Origin of the sequence: Nocardia sp. N2S4-5, from assembly GCF_044628355.1 — a bacterium.
In the GTDB taxonomy this organism is placed as follows: domain Bacteria; phylum Actinomycetota; class Actinomycetes; order Mycobacteriales; family Mycobacteriaceae; genus Nocardia; species Nocardia wallacei_B.
Genome location: NZ_JBIUPM010000001.1, coordinates 1,026,796 through 1,044,451 on the forward strand (window position 1 = coordinate 1,026,796; position 17,656 = coordinate 1,044,451).

Genomic DNA, 17,656 nt, shown 5'->3' on the forward strand with positions numbered 1-17,656 from the left:
TCCTCGGTTCTGTTGCGGCGGTGCGGGATCGGTCAGGACGGCGCGGCCGCCGGTTCCAGCGCGGCCGGCTCGGCCGGGCGCGGTGCGGGTTCGGCGGGGACGGCGCGGTTGCCGAGCCATTCGCGAATGTTGCGGTACCACCAGAAGATGCCGCGGCACGCGCACACGATCACCAGCGCGAAGAACAGCCCGAACGACACATTGAGCGCCATCAGCACGCCGTACATCAGGCCCACGGACGCGCCGAATATGACCTGATCGCGCTTCGCGAACGGGGAGGTCGCCGGGTCGGTGATCATGTAGTTGGTGTAGAGCACGAACGCGATGCCGGTGATCGGCAGCAGCGCCGCGATGATGGAGACATCGGGATCCAGCGCCCCGCGCACCACCGCCTGCAGCACGAACGCGCCCAGCCACGCCGCGATCAGCGGTGTCTTCTTGGTGAGCTTGGCGTTGAGCATGGTGCCCGCCATCAGCAGGCCGAGCACCAGCAGCGCGTCCGCCGCGCCCTGCACGTTCTCCACGAAGTGGTAGGGCCCGACGACCGCGATCTCCGGGAACACCAGCAGCGCCACCACGATCCCGAAGTTCGACGGGTTCATGAAGTGCTTCATCTTGCCGCGGATCTTCGCGCGCAGCACCCATTTGGTGCCCACGGCGACGGTGATGCCGAACATGATCGGCAGCCACTGGTCGGCGGCGTACATCAGGAAGTTGAACGCGACGCCGGTGATGTGCGCGGGCATCAGGAATACGAACAGACCGCGGAAACCGTTGCCGCGGTAGCCGGCCGGGCGTTTGTAGGCCCACGCCGCCAGCGTCTCGAGGATCAGCTCGACGGTGTAGGCGGTCAGCGCCGCCAGGATCGGCCACAGCCACGGCTGCTCGAAGCCCAGCCAGAGGAAGCCGACGACGTTGAAGAACGTCAGCGAGGCCGCGAAGTTGCGCAGCGCCAGATAGCGGGGGTCACGGCCTTCCTTGTTGACCCCCAGCCACTTTCGCCGCCACGCCTGGAATGCGGTCGGGGGTGCGTCCGGCGTCGCGTCGGGCGCCGATCCGTTCCCGTTGGTGTCGGTCGCGAGGACCGCCTTGCCGTCGGAGTCGGGATGATGGCCGTTGCCTTGGACACTCATCAGTGCACCTCCCGGGCATCGGTGTCGAGAACGAGGGTGTGGCTGCCGGGCCGCAGCTGCAGTTGCTGGGTGTGCACGGCGCCGTGGTTGTCGCGCCAGCTCAGCTGGACCGGGAGCGGGGTGGCGGGATCGACGTCGCCGAGCCCGAGATGGACGTCGGTGGCGCGTTTTCCGGCGTGTCCGCTGCCGCCGTCGAGCTGGGCGATGTGCGGCGTGCCGTCCGGGGTGGTGACGGTGACCTGGGCGCCGACGGCCGGTGAGCCGAGGATCGGTTTGCCCGCCAGGGTGGTGTCGCCTGGCGCCGAGTTCGTCGGCGGGGTGAACAGTTGCAGCCCGAGGTACCGGCCCGGGTTCGGTGAATCGTTGCGGTAGTAGACCGGGGTGTCCCACTGGCGGGCGACCGCGAAGCTGAGTTTGCCGGTGCCGGTGGGGTCACCGACCGCGATGCCCCGGGTGGGGACGGACGCGAAGATGTCGAGGGCGGGGGAGATGTTGGTGAACTTGCCGCTGTCGTTCTGGGCGAAGAACGCCATCCGGTTGTTCCCGGCCAGGTCGCCGTGCGCGGTGAAATTCGGCCAGGCCCACGGGTATCGGGCGAGCAGGTCGTTCATGGTGGCCATTTCCTGCACCTGCGGCCAGCGCGTGGTGTCGCCCTTGAACATGCCGTTGGCCTGCACGATCTGCGGACGGCCGCTGTTGTCGAAGTCGGCGATCTTGGTGTCCCAGCACCAGCCGCTCCAGGCCAGGCCCTGGCTCACGGCGCGGTTCTCGAACGGCGCCACACCCGAATTGAGCTGTGCGGCGGCGTCTTTCGTGTCCTTGGCGGTGTTGTAGAACGCCAGGTTGCCCTCGATGATGCCCCAGCGCTGGGCGATATTGCTGACGAACATGTCGGGCATGCCGCGTCCGCTGAGGTCACCGAAGTCGACGCCCATCCCCTTGAACGAGTCGTGGCCCAGTACGAACGACTTGGGGTCGGTCGGCCCGCGCTGCCCCTCGGCCAGCCCGAACTCGAAATGCCCGGGGGTGGACTTGTTCACGAACAGCCGGTCCGGGCCCATGTCGTTGGCGACATACAGTTCCGGCAGCTGGTCACCGGTGAGGTCCTGCGGCGCGGAGGCGATGGTCCAGCCGTTCTTCGCGTGCTCGGGGAAGGCGTCGAACACCTCGCGGAAGTCCGCGGTCGGTTCGGCGCCGCCAGTGCTGCGCTGCAGCGAGAGCAGGTGCGCGCCACCGGCATTGGTGGCCTTGGAGAACGATTCGTTGAGCGTCAGGCTGTGCTCGCCGGTGGTGCCGATGAAATCGCTGTCGGGGAAGTAGTTGCCGATGAAGATGTCGAGATTGCCGTCGCCGTCGAAATCGGCGACCGAGGACGCCAGGGTGAACCAGCGCGCCCCCTGATAGCTGCCGTCGGGGGTGGCGGGCGGCTGCACGGTCTCCACCGGCCGGAACGCGGCATTGTTCAGCTGCTTGGCGCCGGCGCGGGGCAGGAACACGATCGGCGTGCGGCCACCGTAGTAGACCATCAGCCCGATGCGCCCGGAGTGGTCGAAATCGCCGGGAATGCAACCGGTGGGCGCCATCTCGTCGTCTGTCGGCAGTGGCGCCGGATCGAGCACGAACGGCTGGTAGCGGCTGGTGTCGCTGTCGGGTGCGGGGGTGACGATCACGCTGTCGGAGCGGGAGTCGACCAGGCACAGGTCGTCGGATTTGCCGTTGCCGTCGATGTCGTTGATGGCCACCGCCGAGTTCACCGACGACATCCAGGCCACCACGTGCTCGTAGCGGGGCTCGATATTGCGGATCTTGCGTTCGGGCAGGCCGGGCGGCAGCGCGATCGGCATCTCGGTGAACTTGAACTTGCTCGCCAGCGGCGCGTTGCCGTCTTTTTCCACCGGGGCGATCATGGTGGAGTGCGCGGGTACGAACAGTGCGACCATCATGCCCAGTGATGCCAAGGGCACCAGCGCTTTTCGCAGCAGATTCGGTGGTAGCTTCACGACTGGGGCCCTTCTTCCGTGGTCATGCCGTCGAACACCTGCCGCACGGTGTCCAACGCGTGGTCGAGCTGTTGTTCGGTGTGCCGGCAGTTGACGAAGAACCGCAGCCGGGCCTCGCCGGACGGCACCACCGGATGTCCGATGGCGTTGGCCATCACGTTGTGTTCCAGCAGGTCCATCGAGGCGCGGACGGCGGGCTCGTCGGCGCCGGTGATGATCGGGGTGATCGGCGTGCCCTGCCCGTTGCCGGTGTCGAAGCCGAGCTCACCGGCCCGCCGATGGAAATATTGCGCGTTGTGCCGCAGCGCCGCGACACGGTCGGGTTGGTCGTGCAGCACGGCGAGCCCCTCGAGCGCGGCCGCCGCGGCCGACGGCGCGGGCGAGGCGGTGTACATGCTCAGGCCCGAGGCCGAGTACTTGAAGCCGTCGACGAGTTCGCGGTTGGCCGCCAGATATCCGCCGACGCTGCCCAGCGCCTTGGACAGGGTGCCCATCCAGACGTCGACCGCGTCGCCGGGCAGGTCGAAATGCTCGCGCACGCCCAGGCCGCGTTCGCCGAGGACGCCGAACGAATGCGCCTCGTCGATCATGATCGAGCAGTCGTATTTCCGTGCCACCTCGATGATCTCGGGCAGCCGGACGATGTCGCCGTCCATGCTGTAGACGCCCTCGACGAGCACCATGGCCCGTTCGAAGCTGCGCCGCGACATCGACAGGATCGCCTCGAGCGACTCGGGATCGTTGTGCCGGAACGTGACTCGCTTGCATCCGGCCCATTCGGTGCCCGAGACGATGCTGTTGTGGATCAGCGAATCACACACGGCGATATCGCGTTTGCCGAGCAGGAACGCCACGGCCGCAGCGTTGGTGAGGAATCCGCTCGAGGTGACGATCGCGGCGTCGGTGTCGTAGATGCGGGCGATCTCCGACTCCAGCTCCCCGTACAGCGGCAGCTCGCCCGCGACCAGCCGCACCGCCGCCGCGGAGGTGCCGTAGCGGGTGATGGCGTCGGCCGCGGCGGCGTGCACCCGCGGTTCCGCGGCCAGGTCCAGATAGCCGAAGCTGCTGAAGTTCAACATGTCCCGGCCCGCGAAGCGGGTCACCGGGCCGCTGACGCCCTCGTGCGGCAGATAGTACGGGTTGATCACGCCCGCGCCGCGCGCCCAGGTGTCGAACCGCGCCCATTTCTCGGTGGCCTCCACCACACCCGGATGGTCGCGGAAGTCGGTGCGCAGCACGGGCCGCGCCGTCGCGGGAGTGTCGGCCGTGGCCGCCGGTGTGGCCGCGGTGGTGGCGCCGTTGCCGCCCGGGTCGTGCTTGGACATCAGGGAGCGCGCCAATGCGCGCGCATCGGTCGTCATGGGCGATTCCTCACGGTGCCGTCGGTTCGGTCGTAGCTTCTTCCTGAGCGATCTGCGCGGCGATCTTGGCGCCGAGCCCGCCCAGCGACAGTCCGGCGCCGATGGACAGCACGGACATCTTCACGCCCAGGCTCTTGACCACCCGGGCGCCGAATTCCATCGCCATCAGCGAATCGAGGCCGAGTTCGCTGGTGGGAGTGTCGAGATCGACGGTGTCGGCGTCGACACCGAGGACGATGGCGAGTTGTTCGGCGAGCAGCCAGGCCACCACCTCGCCGCGCTGCTCGGCGTCGATGGTGAGGATCTCCGCGCGCAACGCGGCGGTGCCGCCCGCGCCGCCGCCCGCCGCGGTGACCAGTTCCACGAACCGCGGGGACCGCGCCGAGGAGCGGTGCGCCAGCGCCCACTGCGCCCAGTCGATGTCGAGCACCGCGCACTGCGGCACGTCCAGCCGCAGGCATTCCCACAGCAGCACGGACGCGAAATCCATGTCCAGCGAGCCGTATCCGGTCATCTCCGCGTACCGCGACACCGCCTGCGAGTCGGCCATGCCGCCGTCGCCGCGCATGAAGCCCCAGTCCACCGACACCGCGGGCCGCCCCTGGGCGCGCCGCGTCCAGGCGAGCGCGTCGAGCGCGGAATTGGCCGAGGCGTACCCCAATTGGGGCGAGAGCCCGGCGATGCCGCTGGCGGAGGAGTACAGCACGAAGAAGTCCAGCTCCACGCCCGCCGCGGTGGTCGCGCGGTCCAGGTGCAGCGCGCCGTGCACCTTCGGTTCGAAGATCTCGCGCAGCGAGTCGAGGGTGACCTCGGGGATCTCGGTGTTGTTGACCACCCCCGCCGCGTGGACGACACCGCGCAGCGGCGCACCGCTCGCCTGAATGCGGGCGATCAGGGCGGCCACCGCGTCGTAGTCGGCGACGTCCACCCGCTCCTCGCGCACATCTATTCCGGCGCAAGCGAATTCGGTGAGCTGGGTGCGCGCGGCCGCGGTGGTGGCGCCGCGCCGACCGGCCAGCACCAGGTGCCGGACGCCGCGGCGCACGAGGTGCCGTGCGGTGGCCAGGCCGAAGGCTCCGAATCCGCCGGTGACGAGATAGCTCGCGTCCGGGTCGATGTCGGTCTCGCGGGGAATGTGACGCACCGCGGGCCGTTCTTCGCGCAGGTCGAGGACGACGCGGCCGACCTGGGCCGAGCGGGCGACGGTCTCGAATGCCTCGGTGAGCCGGTCGAGCCCGAACACCATATTGGGCAGCGGCCGGTACTCGCCGTGGTACATCGCGTCCACCACGCGCCGGGCGGCATGGCGCACCTGCTCGGGACGATGGGCCAGGATGCGGTCGATATCGACGGCGAAGAACGACAGGTTGCGGTCGAACGGCCGCAGGTCGATGGCGCCCGAACCGTAGATGTCGGCCTTGCCGATGTCGACGATGCGGCCGAATTCGCCTGCGACCCTGAAGTTCTGCTGCAGGATCTCACCCGGCGCGGAACTGTAGACGACATCCGCCCCGGCGCCGCCGGTCAGGCGCAGCACCTCGTCGACGAAGGTGACCGAGCGGGAATTCAGCACCTCGTGCGCGCCCAGCGCCCGCACCTGCGCGCGGCGCTCGGGAGTGCCCGCCGTGGCGATCACCGTCGCGCCCATGCGCAGCGCCACCTGCACCGCCGCCATGCCCATGCCGCCCGCGGCGCCGTGCACCAGCACCGTCTCGCCAGGCCGCACCCGCGCCAGTTCACCCAGCCCGATCTCGGCGGTGAACAGCGGCATCACCGAGGTGCAGTGCAGCGGGTCGAAGGCGCCGGGCGGGAAGATGTCCATCGCGGTGGTGGCGCCGGTGTCCGGGCGCAGCGTCACGAAGCGGCGCACGATGCCCGGCGCCACCACCGAGATCTCGTCGCCGGGCGCGATACCGGTGACGGCGCTGCCGACGCGTTCCACGACGCCGTAGCCGTCCATGCCGATCTCGGTGCCGAAAAACGTTCCGGCCAGCTCCTTGTCGGTGAGCACGCCGAGAACCTTCAGAGTGTCCTTGTAGTTGAGACCGACCGCCTGCATGCGGATCTCGATCTCCTCGGGGCCCGGCGCGACCCGTTCCGCGGTGCGCAGCGCCAGCTCCGGCAGCAGCCGCGAGCGCGGAATGTCGAGGCAGTAGGACCGTTCGGGATCGGTGAGCGGGGCCGGGACCGCCCAGCGGGCCAGATGCGCGGCGAGGGTGTGCCGCCAGCGGATGGTCCAGCACGCCCCGGCGCGCAATGCCACCTCGTCGGTGAGGGTGTCGGCGTAGACCTGTTCCAGGACGTCGGCGGCGGCCGTGGCGGGCTCGGTGTCCACCAGCCGCCACTGCGCGGCGGGCAGTTCGTTGAGCAGTTCGCGGCGGCCACCGGCGAGCGGGGCGTGTTCGATGCGGGCGAAGCGGTCGATCGGCAGGCACAGCGCGTTCTCCGTGACGACGACGCCGCGAATCTCCCGCGGACCGCCCGGCACGGCCTCGGGCGACGTATCGTCCAGTGCCAGCGCCTGTTTCACCGCCTGCGCGACCTGCGCCAGGCCGTCGACATTGTGCACGGCGTCGAGATCGGATCCGGCGACGACGACCAGGCGCAGCCGTTCGGCGCCCGCGCGGGTGAGGCCGCCGCGCAGCAGATCGACCAATTGCGGCATACCGAGCGCCGAGGCGTGATCGCCGACGGTGACCAGGTCGCTGGGGCGGGTGCTGGCGATCTCCTTGGCGCGCTGCGAGATCTCGGCGCCGAGGTTGACCACCACCAGCGCCCCCTCGTCCAGGGCCGGCGGCGGGGTGGCGTCGGCGGTGTCGGAGACGATTTCCCACACCGGCTCGTAGTACAGCTCGTCGAGTTGATCCGACAGCGGGCGGCGCGGAGTGAGGGTGCCGAACCGCACGCCGGTCAGGGTCAGCGCCACCGCACCCACCGCGGAGGCGATCCGGATGTCGGCGCGCAGCGGATCGGCGGGATCACGGGTGACGACGACCACCGGGTCGACCGGGAGCGGGCCGGTCCACCGCACCCTGTCGATCGCGGCGGGCACCACCACGTCCGGGTCGACCGCGCCGTCCTGGGCGACGGTCGCCGCGTAGAGGGCGGCGAAGCACTGCAGGGCGGCGTCGAGTACCGCGGGGTGGGCCAGGTGCCGGTGGGTGGCGTCGGCCGGCGGCGTATTCACCTGCGCGACAACACTGTCGAGCCCGACATGCACCGTGCGCAGCAGCCGGAAGGCCGGGCCGTAGGCGAGCCCGTGCGCGGCCATGCTGTCGTAGAGCGCGTCGGCCGGGACCTCCGCGGCGCCGGCCGCGACGGTGAGGTCGACGCTGCCGGGGTCGACGTCGGCCTCGACCAGGCGTCCGTAGGCGTTGACGGTCCAGTCCGCGCCGGTCGCCGGGCGGGACCGCACCGTGAAGCGCCGCGTCGTCTCCTCCACCCCGATCCGCAGCACCGGCACGTCGTGTTCGTCCACCACCAGCGGGTTCACGAACTCGACGGACTCGAGCCCGAAGCTCTCGCGGCCGGTGCGGGCGGCGATCGCGCTCAGCGCGGCGTCGAGGTAGGCGGCGCCGGGCAGCACCACGGCCCCCGCGACCACGTGGTCGCGCAGCCACGGCAGGTTCGTCACCGACAGCGCCACTTCCCATTCCGGCGCGGCCGCCGCGATCCGGTCCCCGAGCATGGCGTAGCCGTCCGGGGTGCCGAGGCGGTCGAGCCGGGTCTCGGGCTCCTGCGTCCACACGTGCCGCCGCTGCCACGGGTAGGGCGGCAGCGCGGCGTGCGGCGCGGTGCGGTCGATCGGGCGGGGGAGCCGTTCGCTGTCGAGGGCTCCGGCGCGGTACAGCTCGGCGACGGCGGTGAGCAGATTGTCGTGGTCGGCGCCGCCGCGGGCGAGGGTCGGCACCGCGGCGCCGGCGCCGCCCTGTTGCATCAGGATCTCCCGGATGCTGCCGCTCAGTACCGGATGCGGTCCGACCTCGAGGAAGATCCGGTGCCCGTCACCGAGCAGGGTCTCGACGGTGTCGGCGAAGCGGACCGACTCGCGCACGTTGCGGCACCAGTACTGGGCGTCCCAATCCTGTGGTGTCGCCCGCGCCGCGGTGACCGTGGAGTACACGGTGACCGACGTGTCGCGGGCCGCGAGCGCGGCCAGCGCCGTGCGCAGCTCGTCGAGGATCGGATCCATCAACCGGCTGTGGTAGGGCACCTCCACGCGCAGCATGCGAGCGAAAACACCGTCGGCGGTGAGCTTTTCGGCGAGGTCGTGCAGGATCGGCGCGGGGCCCGCGAGGGTCACCGCCGACGGGCTGTTGATCGCGGCGACGTCCACGCCGTCGAGGTCGGCCAGCAGGTCGCGGGCCTCGGCCGCGGGCAGCCCGACCGCGAGCATCGCGCCGCTGCCGGCGGTGGTGGCCTGCAGACGGGAGCGGTGGTAGCTGACCGTCACGGCTTCGGCGAGGGTCAGCGCCCCCGACACATACGCGGCGGTGACCTCGCCGACGCTGTGGCCCACGACCACGGCGGGCCGGATGCCGCGCTCGGCGAGTTCGGCGGTCAGCGCGGCTTGCAGCAGGAAGTTCGCGGGCTGGGCGACCTCGGTGCGGGTGATGCGGGAATCCGCCTCGGCACGCAGCATCTCATCGAGAATCGACCAGCCCGCGAGCTTGCCGAACTCCCGGTCGACCTCGCGCGCCACCGCGGCGGCCGGGCCGTCGCCGCGCAGCAGCTCGCGCCCCATGCCCCACCACTGCGGGCCCATGCCGCTGTAGACGAACACCGGATCGGTACCGCCCTCGGTCACCGCGCGAGCGGGCGCCTGCCCACCGCCCGCGGCGAATTCGGCCAGCTGGGCGCGGAGGTCGTCGGAGTCGGTGTAGCGGAACGCCGCCCGCAGCGGATGATGCGCGCGCCGCACCCAGGCCGCGGCGGTGAGCCGGTCCACGGGCTCGGCGTCGACCGCCAGCTCCGCGGCCAGCGACCGCAATGCCGTCTCGCTCCGCGCGGAGAGCGGGAAGATCGGTAGCCCTGGGTGGTTGTCCCGCACGACAATCGCGGCGGGTTGGGGTTCGAGCGAGGCCGTCGCGGCCTGTCCCGTCACGATGGCCGTATCCGGGCGGCGGCCCGCGGTCACGGTGGAATCCGTTGCGGGGCCGATGATTACGTGAGCGTTGGTGCCGCCGTAGCCGAAACTGTTGACCGCGACCAGGGGTCGGCGCAGCGGCTCGGGAGCCACCGGCACGCGCAGCCGCAGGCCGTCGAAGTCGATCTCGGGGTTGGGATTGTCCAGGCGCACCTGCGGGGCGACGGTTCCGTGGTAGACCGTCAGCGCCGCCTTGATCACCCCGGCCACGCCCGCCGCCGCCTCGGTGTGCCCGATATTGTTCTTCAGCGAGCCCACCGGCAGCGGCTCGGTACGCCCGTCGACCGCGCCGTACACGTGGCCCAGCGCCGTCAGCTCGATCGGATCACCGACCGGCGTGCCCGTCCCGTGCGCCTCGACGAACCCGATCTCCGCCGGGGAGATCCCGGCCCGCGTGTGCACGCGGCGCGCGAGCTGTTCCTGCGCAACAGGATTCGGCACCGGGATGGCGAGGGTGCGGCCGTCCTGGTTCACGCCGCTGCCGCGCACCACCGCGTAGACGCGGTCGCCGTCGCGCCGCGCGGCCGCCAGCGGCTTGAGGATCACCGCGCCCGCGCCCTCGCCGCGCCCGTAACCGTCGGCGGCGGCGTCGAACGACTTGCAGTGCCCGTCGACCGCGAGGAACCGGCCCTTGCACATCGAGATGAAGGTCTCCGGCTGCAGCATGGCGTTGGTGCCGCCGACGATGACCGACTCGCATTCGCCGGCCGCCAGCGCCTGTACCGCCTGATGCAATGCCACCAGCGAGGAGGAACAGGCGGTATTGATCGTCATGGTCGGGCCGTGCAGATCGAGCAGGAACGCGATACGCGCCGACAGCAGGGTATGCGAGGAACTGGTGGGGGTGTGACTGTTGATCGCGTGCCGGACCACGTTGCGCCCCACGGCATTGTCCATCATGAACCCGCCGACGAAGACGCCGACGTCGCGCCCGCCGATGCGCCCGGCCATGCCGCCGTCGTCGAGCGCCTCCCACGCCACTTCGAGCAGCAGCCGCTGTTGCGGGTCCATGATCGACGCCTCGCGCTGGGAGATGCCGAAGAAGTCCGCGTCGAACTCCCACAGCGATCGGCCGAGGAACCCGCCGTGGCGGGTGTACATGCGGCCCGGCGCCTCCGGGTCGGGGTCGTAGAACTTGTCCAGGCTCCACCGGTCCGGCGGGACCTCGACGATGCCGTCACCCCGCCGGATCAGAAAATCCCAGAAGGAAGCGGGATCTTCGATGCCACCGGGAAAGCGGCAGCCGATCCCGACGATTGCTGCATCGGACATGGCGCGTTCCTCTGAATATCTGCACCGACCGGTGCGCGGCGGTAAGACTGTGCGGCCGAGTATTTCCCGGGCCAGTTGGACAGCATAGTTTCGATAATCGATGCGAGTGGTCGACTTCGGTGAAAGTCCTTGCGGCGCAGTGCAAGTAGGCATGACAAACGTGAATTGCGATGTGCCGGGGCAGCGCCCTGACGTTGTTATTGCGCGCTGACATCGTTATTTGTCCAGAGCGTCGCCGGAGAGTTTTCGAGAACGGGATTTCCGATAACATCGTCATTGCCACCGATTACATCGTTATCAACACCGTGACAATGTTATGGGTGTACTTTCGCGCCCATGCACTCCGGTGAATTCACGCTCGACCCGGACGCCGAGCCGATCGCCGGCCGGGATTGGTTGCGGGCCTTCGTCGATCGCTACATCGCCGGGTGGAACACCGGCGACCCGGCCGCCGTCGCCGCCTGCGTCAGCACCGACACGCGCTGGCTGGACCCCTCGGAGGAGGGACTGATCATCGGCCGCGCGGCCGTGGCGAAATTCGTCGGCGACACCGTGCGATCGTTCCCCGACGTCTCCTACGACCTGGTCTTCGAACCCACGATCACCGCCGACGAGCGCGCCGCGATCGTGCCGTGGCGGATGAGCGGCACCCATCTCGGACCCATCGACCCGCCCGGATTCGCCGCCACGGGAAAGAAATTCGACCTGCTGGTGGTCGACATCTGGCAGTTCCGGTCGGGGCTGATCTGGCGCAGCAAGGCCACCTGGGACCTCAACGAACTGCTGCTGCAATTGGGACTGCTGCCCAAGCGCAACGGCTTCGCCGAACGCTTCATGGCCCGGGCGCAGCGAGCCGGAGCGAAGCTGCGCCCGCCCCGCTGAGGACCGAACGCTCAGGTCAGGGTGACGGGATCCTGGCTGGGCGACAGCACCAGTTGCGCGACCCGCGTCACCGACTGCTGCACGCGCGCCGGTTCGGCGCCCATCCCGATCAGGATGTTGACGATCGAGGGCAGCAATACCTCGGTGAGCCCCTCGTCGCCGTAGAGCCCGGCCATGTCCAGCTGGATGAACCCGTATAGGCCCGTCCAGAATTGGGCGGCCGCGGCCCGCGCGTTCGTCGCCCGGATCAGCCCGGCGTCCAGCGCGCGCTGGGTCGCCCGCACCACGTGGTCGAAGCTCTCGGCGAAGTTCTCGAAATCGGAGTCGCCCGAGCCGGACAGGATATTGCCCCGGTTGAGCTTGACCTCCGCCTTCGGCGACTCGGTGGCGTACATCAGCCGGAACAGCTCCGGCTTGTGCAGCGCCTCGTCGCGGAAGATGAAGCCCAGCACCAGAATGTCGGTAATCGGATCATCGCTGATCGCGCACTCGGACAGGCGGGTGTTGAGCTGCGCGAAGCCGACCGAGCCGACCGCCCGCAGCAATCCGGGCATGCCGCTGAAATTCGAATAGATCGCCATGGTCGATACATCACATATCCGGGAGACCCGTCGCACCGTCAGCGCCGCGAGCCCCTCCGTCGAGAGGAGTTGGATTGTCGCATCTATCAGTCGTTCTCGAAGCGACGACACCGTATCGGTTGCCGTGCTTGGTCCACTCATGCCAGCCACCTGCAATTCGTCGGCCTCGGCCGGCGTCGCCACCTATCCGCTGCCGCACCGAGCCCTCATTCGCAAACCCGCCCCCAACTACCCGTTACCGGTCGGTAGCGTACGAGATATCGGGTCGGGAGAAGGACCGTTTGGCGAATTTCAGGAGTATCGGAGGCCGGCGGCTCAGCGTGCCGCGTCGCGCAGCCAGTTGCGCAGCCAGCCGGTCGCGGTGGCGCCGTTACCGTCGACGACGTACGACGCGTACTCCTGATGCACCTTGGAGCTGTAGAACTCCTCGAGCTCCTGCCGGCGCTGCTCGTTGGCGGAATCGCTGAACTGGCTCTGCAACATCGGGAGCCCGCCCGCGGCCATCAGATCGTTGATGATCGACTGCGCCTCCTGCTGGTACCGGTTCGCCAGGCCCGGATCGGGCGCGGAGAGCTGTGCGAAGAAGCCGGCGATCCGGGTGGCGTAATCGTCGTCGGGCGTGGAGCAGTACAGGTCGCCGACGGCGCAGATGCTGCGCACTCGCGGTGTCAGCCAGCCGAATCCGCCGATCCGCGGCCCGCCCGCGCCGGCGCCGGGCACCGGCGGGCCGACCATCGGATCGGTCGGGGAGCGGCGCGGGTCGGCGAGCAGGCCCACCGCCGCCACCCGGTCCGGCGGCACCACCCCGAGGCCCGTACCGATCTGGGCGGCCAGGTCACCGGCGGCGTCGGCGCCCTGGCTGTAGCCCAGCAGGGCGATCCGGGTGGCCGCGCAGGCGCGTCCCATGTCCGCGACCAGGTTTCGCGCGTTGTCGATACCCTCCTGCTTGGACCGGCCGTACACCTCGCCCTCCCACGGCATCGCGGTCGCCGCGTAGCTGACGTAGTCGGTGCGGATATTGCCGGGCAGGCCGTCGGTGACGGCGGACAGCATGCCTTCCCGGGGTTCCTCGCGCGAGGTCTCCCAGGTACCGGGCACGGCGACCACGTACAGGTCCGGGCAGCCGCCGGGCGCGGCCTGCGCCACCGGCGTTCCGGCCGCCGACACCAGCGCCGCCGCTATCGCCGCCGCGGACGCGAGGGCACCACAACTTTTTCGAACAGACACGACCGAACTCCTTGCGCCGCAGAACCTTTCCCGGTGAGACGGCCGCCGAGCGCGCGATATTCGCGGTGCGCGAATACCTCGAGGACGTGCTCGCGAACCCCCTGCCGACTCGACGGTAACCGAGACCGGCGGTCCCGCGCGCGAGGTTAGGCCAAGATGTAGGTGAACCGTGCCTGAACCCTTACCAACGGCGGGAAGCCGCGGTGAGGTCAGGCGGTGGCCGCGGCCGGCGCCTCCGCGGGGCTCATCACCTGCTCGAAATGCGCCACGACACGGTCGTGGAACATCCCGAACAGGTCCTCGAACAGCGCCACCTGCGCGTCCGACGGGCCGGACTCGGAATCCCACACCGCCGCCAGCGCCCGCCACATCAGCACGTGTAGATCCGGGCCCACTGAGTAATAGGACTCGACGGCGGCGGGCACCTCGAGGATCATCTCGCCGATGGAGTTGAGCACCGCGCGCTGCATGCTGTGGCCGAGCGCCGACAGCAGCGTGCGGACCAGGGCCAGCTCACCGGAGAACAGCGCCGACAGGTTCGGATTGGGCTGGCGGGCCAGGGTTTCCAGGTCGTCGATGGACCGCTCCAGCAGCGCGGTATCCGCGCCGTGCGGCTCGGCGGTGTAGACCAGTAACGCGTCCATCACGATCTGCCGCTGCATGGTGACGATATCGCGGAACATCTCGACCGCGACCTCGGGCTGCGGCAGCGAGAGCCGGAACAGCCTGCGGTACACCTCGACTCCGCCGTGCTCGCGGACATCGCGGATGGTGAAACCCTTGCCGCGATGCGCCTCCACGAACCCGTGCGACTCCAGGCGGCCCAGGATGAGTTGCGCCGTCGCGCGATTCATCGCGAACTCCTCGGCGACCTGGCGAACGGAGGGCATCAGGTCGCCGGGAGTGTACTCACCCGCCGCCACCCGGCGCGCCAACTCGTCGGCGACATCGGCGACGACCGTCTGCGCTCCCATTGATCTCTCAACCCTTTCGATGTGGTTGACCGATGTGGTTGACCCACGAACACTTTTCGGCTACGTCCCAGACAGTCTAAGCTGTGCTGAGCCGAACTGCACGTGCATGGGTTGCGGGCTGTGCACACGATGGGGTGATCGATGTCTTTTCGTCGCGTCGGCGACCGGCCGGAGAACGAACGCACCGGCGCCGGTCGCGCGTGGGGCCGTGCCCGTCGGGACGGAAATCCGCCGGGGCACAGGATGGTTCGCAACGCGAAGCTGGCCGCCCTGCCGGTGGCGTTCGCCGGGCGGCGGGCCGCCGGCGTCGGCAAACGGGCGCTGGGACGTTCGCCCGCCGAGATCGAGCACGAGATCCAGGTCCGCACCGCCCAGCACATCTTCGAGGTGCTCGGTGAACTGAAAGGGTGCGCGGCCAAACTGGGTCAGCTTCTTGCCATCTACGAGCTGGCGCTGCCGCCCGCGCTGGCCGAGCCGTACCGCACCGCGCTGAGCCGGTTGCAGGACTCCGCGCCGCCGATGCTGCCGCGCACGGTGCATGCCGCCGTGGCCGAGAGTCTCGGCGCGAATTGGCGGGATCGGTTCGCCGACTTCGACGATCGCCGCGCCGCGGCGGCCAGCATCGGGCAGGTGCACCGGGCTGTCTGGCACGACGGCCGCCCGGTCGCGGTGAAGGTCATGTACCCCGGCGCCCGCGCCGCCGTCCTCGGCGATCTCGACGAACTGCGCCGGATCTCCGCGCTCGCACCGGTTTTCGCACCGGGCGCGGACATCAAATCGCTGACCGAGGCGCTGGCGGGATCGGTGCGCGCCGAACTCGACTACGCGGCCGAGGCCGACAACCAGCGCGTCTTCGCCGCCGCCTACGCCGACGAGCCGGACTTCCTGATCCCGCGGGTGGTAGCCCAGCAGGGCGACGTGGTGGTCTCGGAGTGGCTCGACGGCGTGCCGCTGTCGCGCCTGATCGCCTCCGGCTCCCAGTCCGAGCGGGACCGGGCCGGGATGCTGGTGCTGCGGTTCACGCTGTCGACCTGGCAGCGGACGGGCATGCTGTACTGCGACCCGCACCCCGGCAATTTCCGTGTATTGCCCGACGGCCGCTTGGGTGTGGTCGATTTCGGCGCCTGCACACCGTTTCCGCCGGAGGGTTTCCTCGACGCCGTGTCGGGCATCGGCGAGGCGCTCGTCAACGGCGGCGGCCCCGAACTGCGCGACGCGATCCGCGCGCACGGATTCGTCGATCCGGACCGGGATTTCGACGTGGACGCGCTCGGCAAACAGCTCGAGCCGTTCGTCGAGCCGCTGCTGGCGCCGACCTTCCAGCTGTCGACGCGATGGTTGCGCAAGCGCGTGCTGCGCGCCCTGGACCTGCGGCTGACCAATGTCAATCGCGAACTCACCATGCCCGCGGACTACACCCCGTTCGCCCGCTGCGTGCTGACCGCGGCCGGGCTGATGTGCCAGCTGCACGTCGAGGGCCCGATCGGCGCCGAAATCCAGCGCTGGTCACCGGAATTGGCCGAGGTGGTGGCCCGCTACCGAGCCCGCGCCCCCGAGCAGGCCGATCTTGACGAGCCGGCCGACCTCGACGCCGCTCGCCGCCGCCGGGCCCGCGCGGCCTCCTCGGCGGAGGCCGCCGGCTGACGGCGGGGCGAGCGGAACCGGTACTCCGAACTCAGTACTTGCCGAACAGCACCGCGGCGTTGTGCCCGCCGAAGCCGAACGAATTGTTCATCGCGAACTCGACATTGGTGTAGCGGGGCTTGTCCCGGACCACGTCGAGGTCGACCTCCGGGTCCTGATTCTCGAGGTTGAGCGTCGGCGGGATGACCTGATCGCGCAGCGTCAGCACCGAGATGGCCGCCTCCAGCGCGCCGACCGCGCCCACCGAATGACCCAGCGCCGACTTGGGCGCGTACACGGCGGGGTGGCTGCCGATCGCGGCCGCGATGCCCTTGGCCTCGGACAGGTCGCCGATCGAGGTGCCGGTGGCGTGGGCGTTGACGTGATCGATGTCGGCGGCGGTGACGCCCGCGGTCTCGATGGCCCGGCGCATCGCGCGCGCACACCCCAGACCCTCGGGGTCCGGCGCGACCATGTGGTAGCCGTCGGCGGTCAGTCCGGCGCCGAGCAGGCGGGCCAGCGGCTTGGCGCCGCGGGCCAGCGCGTGCTCCTCGGTCTCGAGCACCAACAGCGCCGCCGCCTCGCCGAAGACGAAACCGTCGCGGTCGCGGTCGAAGGGACGCGAGGCGCGCTCGGGCTCGTCGACCCGCGAACTCAGCGCGCGCGCCATGGTGAATCCGGCGATCGCCATCGGGTTGATATAGCCCTCGACGCCACCGGCCACCATCATGTCGGCCTCGCCCAGGATCATCGTGCGCCACGCGTGCACGAGCGCCTCGTTGCCCGACGCGCACGCCGAGACCGGGGTGACCACACAGGCCCGCGCCCCGATGTCCAGGCCGACGACGCCGGATACGCCGTTGGGCATGCTCATCGGCACGGCGAACGGCGACACCTTGCGGTAGCCGCCGGCGCGCATCGCGTCGTTGGCGTCGACGATGGTGTCGGCGCCGCCGAGGCCGGTGCCGATGCAGACGCCCAGGCGGTCCTTGTCGACCTCCGGTTCCCCGACGGTCGCCCACAGGCGCTTGCCCATGGCGTAGGCCATCTGCTGCACGTAGCACATCCGGCGTTTGCGGACCCGGTCGAGATCGGCGGTCGGGTCGTGGACGAGCTTGCCGCCGATCGTGTTCGGCAGGCCGGCCTCGGTGATCTCCGGGTCGGTCAGCGTCTTGATCCCGCTCGCACCCGAGAGCAGGCCTTGCCAGCTGCTGTCGGTATCGGCGCCGATCGACGTCGTGATCTCCACCGCGGTGACCACGATGTCGCGGAAACCCCCGTTGCGAGTGGAGAAGTTCTCGAGCTTGCCCACGTTCTGGTAATCCTCACTGTCGGTCCCTGCGGACGCGAATACGGCGGCATCGGCGGACGCGATGACGTCATTGTCGAAGGCGTACGACACCGGCGCCCAACCCGCCGGTGCAGGTGAACGGATCGCGTGCTCGGGTCAGCCTACA

At 69.8% G+C, this 17,656-nt stretch carries 10 protein-coding genes; 2 read left to right on the top strand and 8 right to left on the bottom strand.

Features of this window, described 5'->3' with window-relative positions; genetic code table 11:
* Window positions 1-32 precede the first annotated feature (32 nt).
* The 4 genes from ACFMRZ_RS04535 to ACFMRZ_RS04550 are packed head-to-tail and all read right to left on the bottom strand — an operon-like array spanning window position 33 to window position 10,912.
* Window positions 33-1,133 carry an RnfABCDGE type electron transport complex subunit D gene (locus tag ACFMRZ_RS04535; protein ID WP_400178031.1) on the bottom strand — a complete coding sequence of 367 codons (1,101 nt, stop codon included), beginning with the start codon at window positions 1,131-1,133 and terminating at the stop codon, window positions 33-35.
* Window positions 1,133-3,133: an ASPIC/UnbV domain-containing protein gene (locus ACFMRZ_RS04540; RefSeq protein ID WP_400178032.1), complete on the bottom strand. Its 2,001-nt coding sequence runs from the start codon at window positions 3,131-3,133 to the stop codon at window positions 1,133-1,135. Before ACFMRZ_RS04540 ends, ACFMRZ_RS04535 begins: the two co-directional genes overlap by 1 nt.
* The gene (locus ACFMRZ_RS04545; protein WP_400178033.1) at window positions 3,130-4,494 is read right to left on the bottom strand and encodes an aminotransferase class I/II-fold pyridoxal phosphate-dependent enzyme; all 1,365 of its coding nucleotides are present in this window, start codon (window positions 4,492-4,494) and stop codon (window positions 3,130-3,132) included. Before ACFMRZ_RS04545 ends, ACFMRZ_RS04540 begins: the two co-directional genes overlap by 4 nt.
* A 10-nt stretch (window positions 4,495-4,504) precedes the next feature.
* The gene (locus ACFMRZ_RS04550; protein WP_400178034.1) at window positions 4,505-10,912 is read right to left on the bottom strand and encodes an SDR family NAD(P)-dependent oxidoreductase; all 6,408 of its coding nucleotides are present in this window, start codon (window positions 10,910-10,912) and stop codon (window positions 4,505-4,507) included.
* A 336-nt stretch (window positions 10,913-11,248) separates the two neighbouring features.
* On the opposite strand from ACFMRZ_RS04550, the gene ACFMRZ_RS04555 reads away from it, so the two are divergent.
* Window positions 11,249-11,794, top strand: a complete 546-nt coding sequence (locus tag ACFMRZ_RS04555) for a nuclear transport factor 2 family protein (protein WP_280276954.1) — start codon at window positions 11,249-11,251, stop codon at window positions 11,792-11,794.
* A gap of 11 nt (window positions 11,795-11,805) precedes the next feature.
* On the opposite strand, the gene ACFMRZ_RS04560 is transcribed toward ACFMRZ_RS04555, so the two are convergent.
* The 3 genes from ACFMRZ_RS04560 to ACFMRZ_RS04570 form a co-directional block, all read right to left on the bottom strand.
* Window positions 11,806-12,516 carry a TetR/AcrR family transcriptional regulator gene (locus ACFMRZ_RS04560; RefSeq protein WP_400178035.1) on the bottom strand — a complete coding sequence of 237 codons (711 nt, stop codon included), beginning with the start codon at window positions 12,514-12,516 and terminating at the stop codon, window positions 11,806-11,808.
* Between the two features lie 174 nt (window positions 12,517-12,690).
* Window positions 12,691-13,602 carry a cutinase family protein gene (locus ACFMRZ_RS04565; protein ID WP_400178036.1) on the bottom strand — a complete coding sequence of 304 codons (912 nt, stop codon included), beginning with the start codon at window positions 13,600-13,602 and terminating at the stop codon, window positions 12,691-12,693.
* Between the two features lie 209 nt (window positions 13,603-13,811).
* Window positions 13,812-14,576 (bottom strand): GntR family transcriptional regulator, encoded by a 765-nt coding sequence (locus ACFMRZ_RS04570; protein ID WP_400178037.1) that lies wholly within the window; start codon window positions 14,574-14,576, stop codon window positions 13,812-13,814.
* 243 nt (window positions 14,577-14,819) lie between these two features.
* Here ACFMRZ_RS04570 and ACFMRZ_RS04575 point away from each other — a divergent pair, with 243 nt between their 5' ends.
* Window positions 14,820-16,220 (top strand): ABC1 kinase family protein, encoded by a 1,401-nt coding sequence (locus tag ACFMRZ_RS04575; protein ID WP_400178038.1) that lies wholly within the window; start codon window positions 14,820-14,822, stop codon window positions 16,218-16,220.
* 31 nt (window positions 16,221-16,251) lie between these two features.
* Here ACFMRZ_RS04575 and ACFMRZ_RS04580 read toward each other — a convergent pair whose 3' ends face one another.
* Window positions 16,252-17,511 (bottom strand): KasA/KasB family beta-ketoacyl-ACP synthase, encoded by a 1,260-nt coding sequence (locus ACFMRZ_RS04580; RefSeq protein ID WP_280276993.1) that lies wholly within the window; start codon window positions 17,509-17,511, stop codon window positions 16,252-16,254.
* Between the last annotated feature and the right edge of the window lie 145 nt (window positions 17,512-17,656).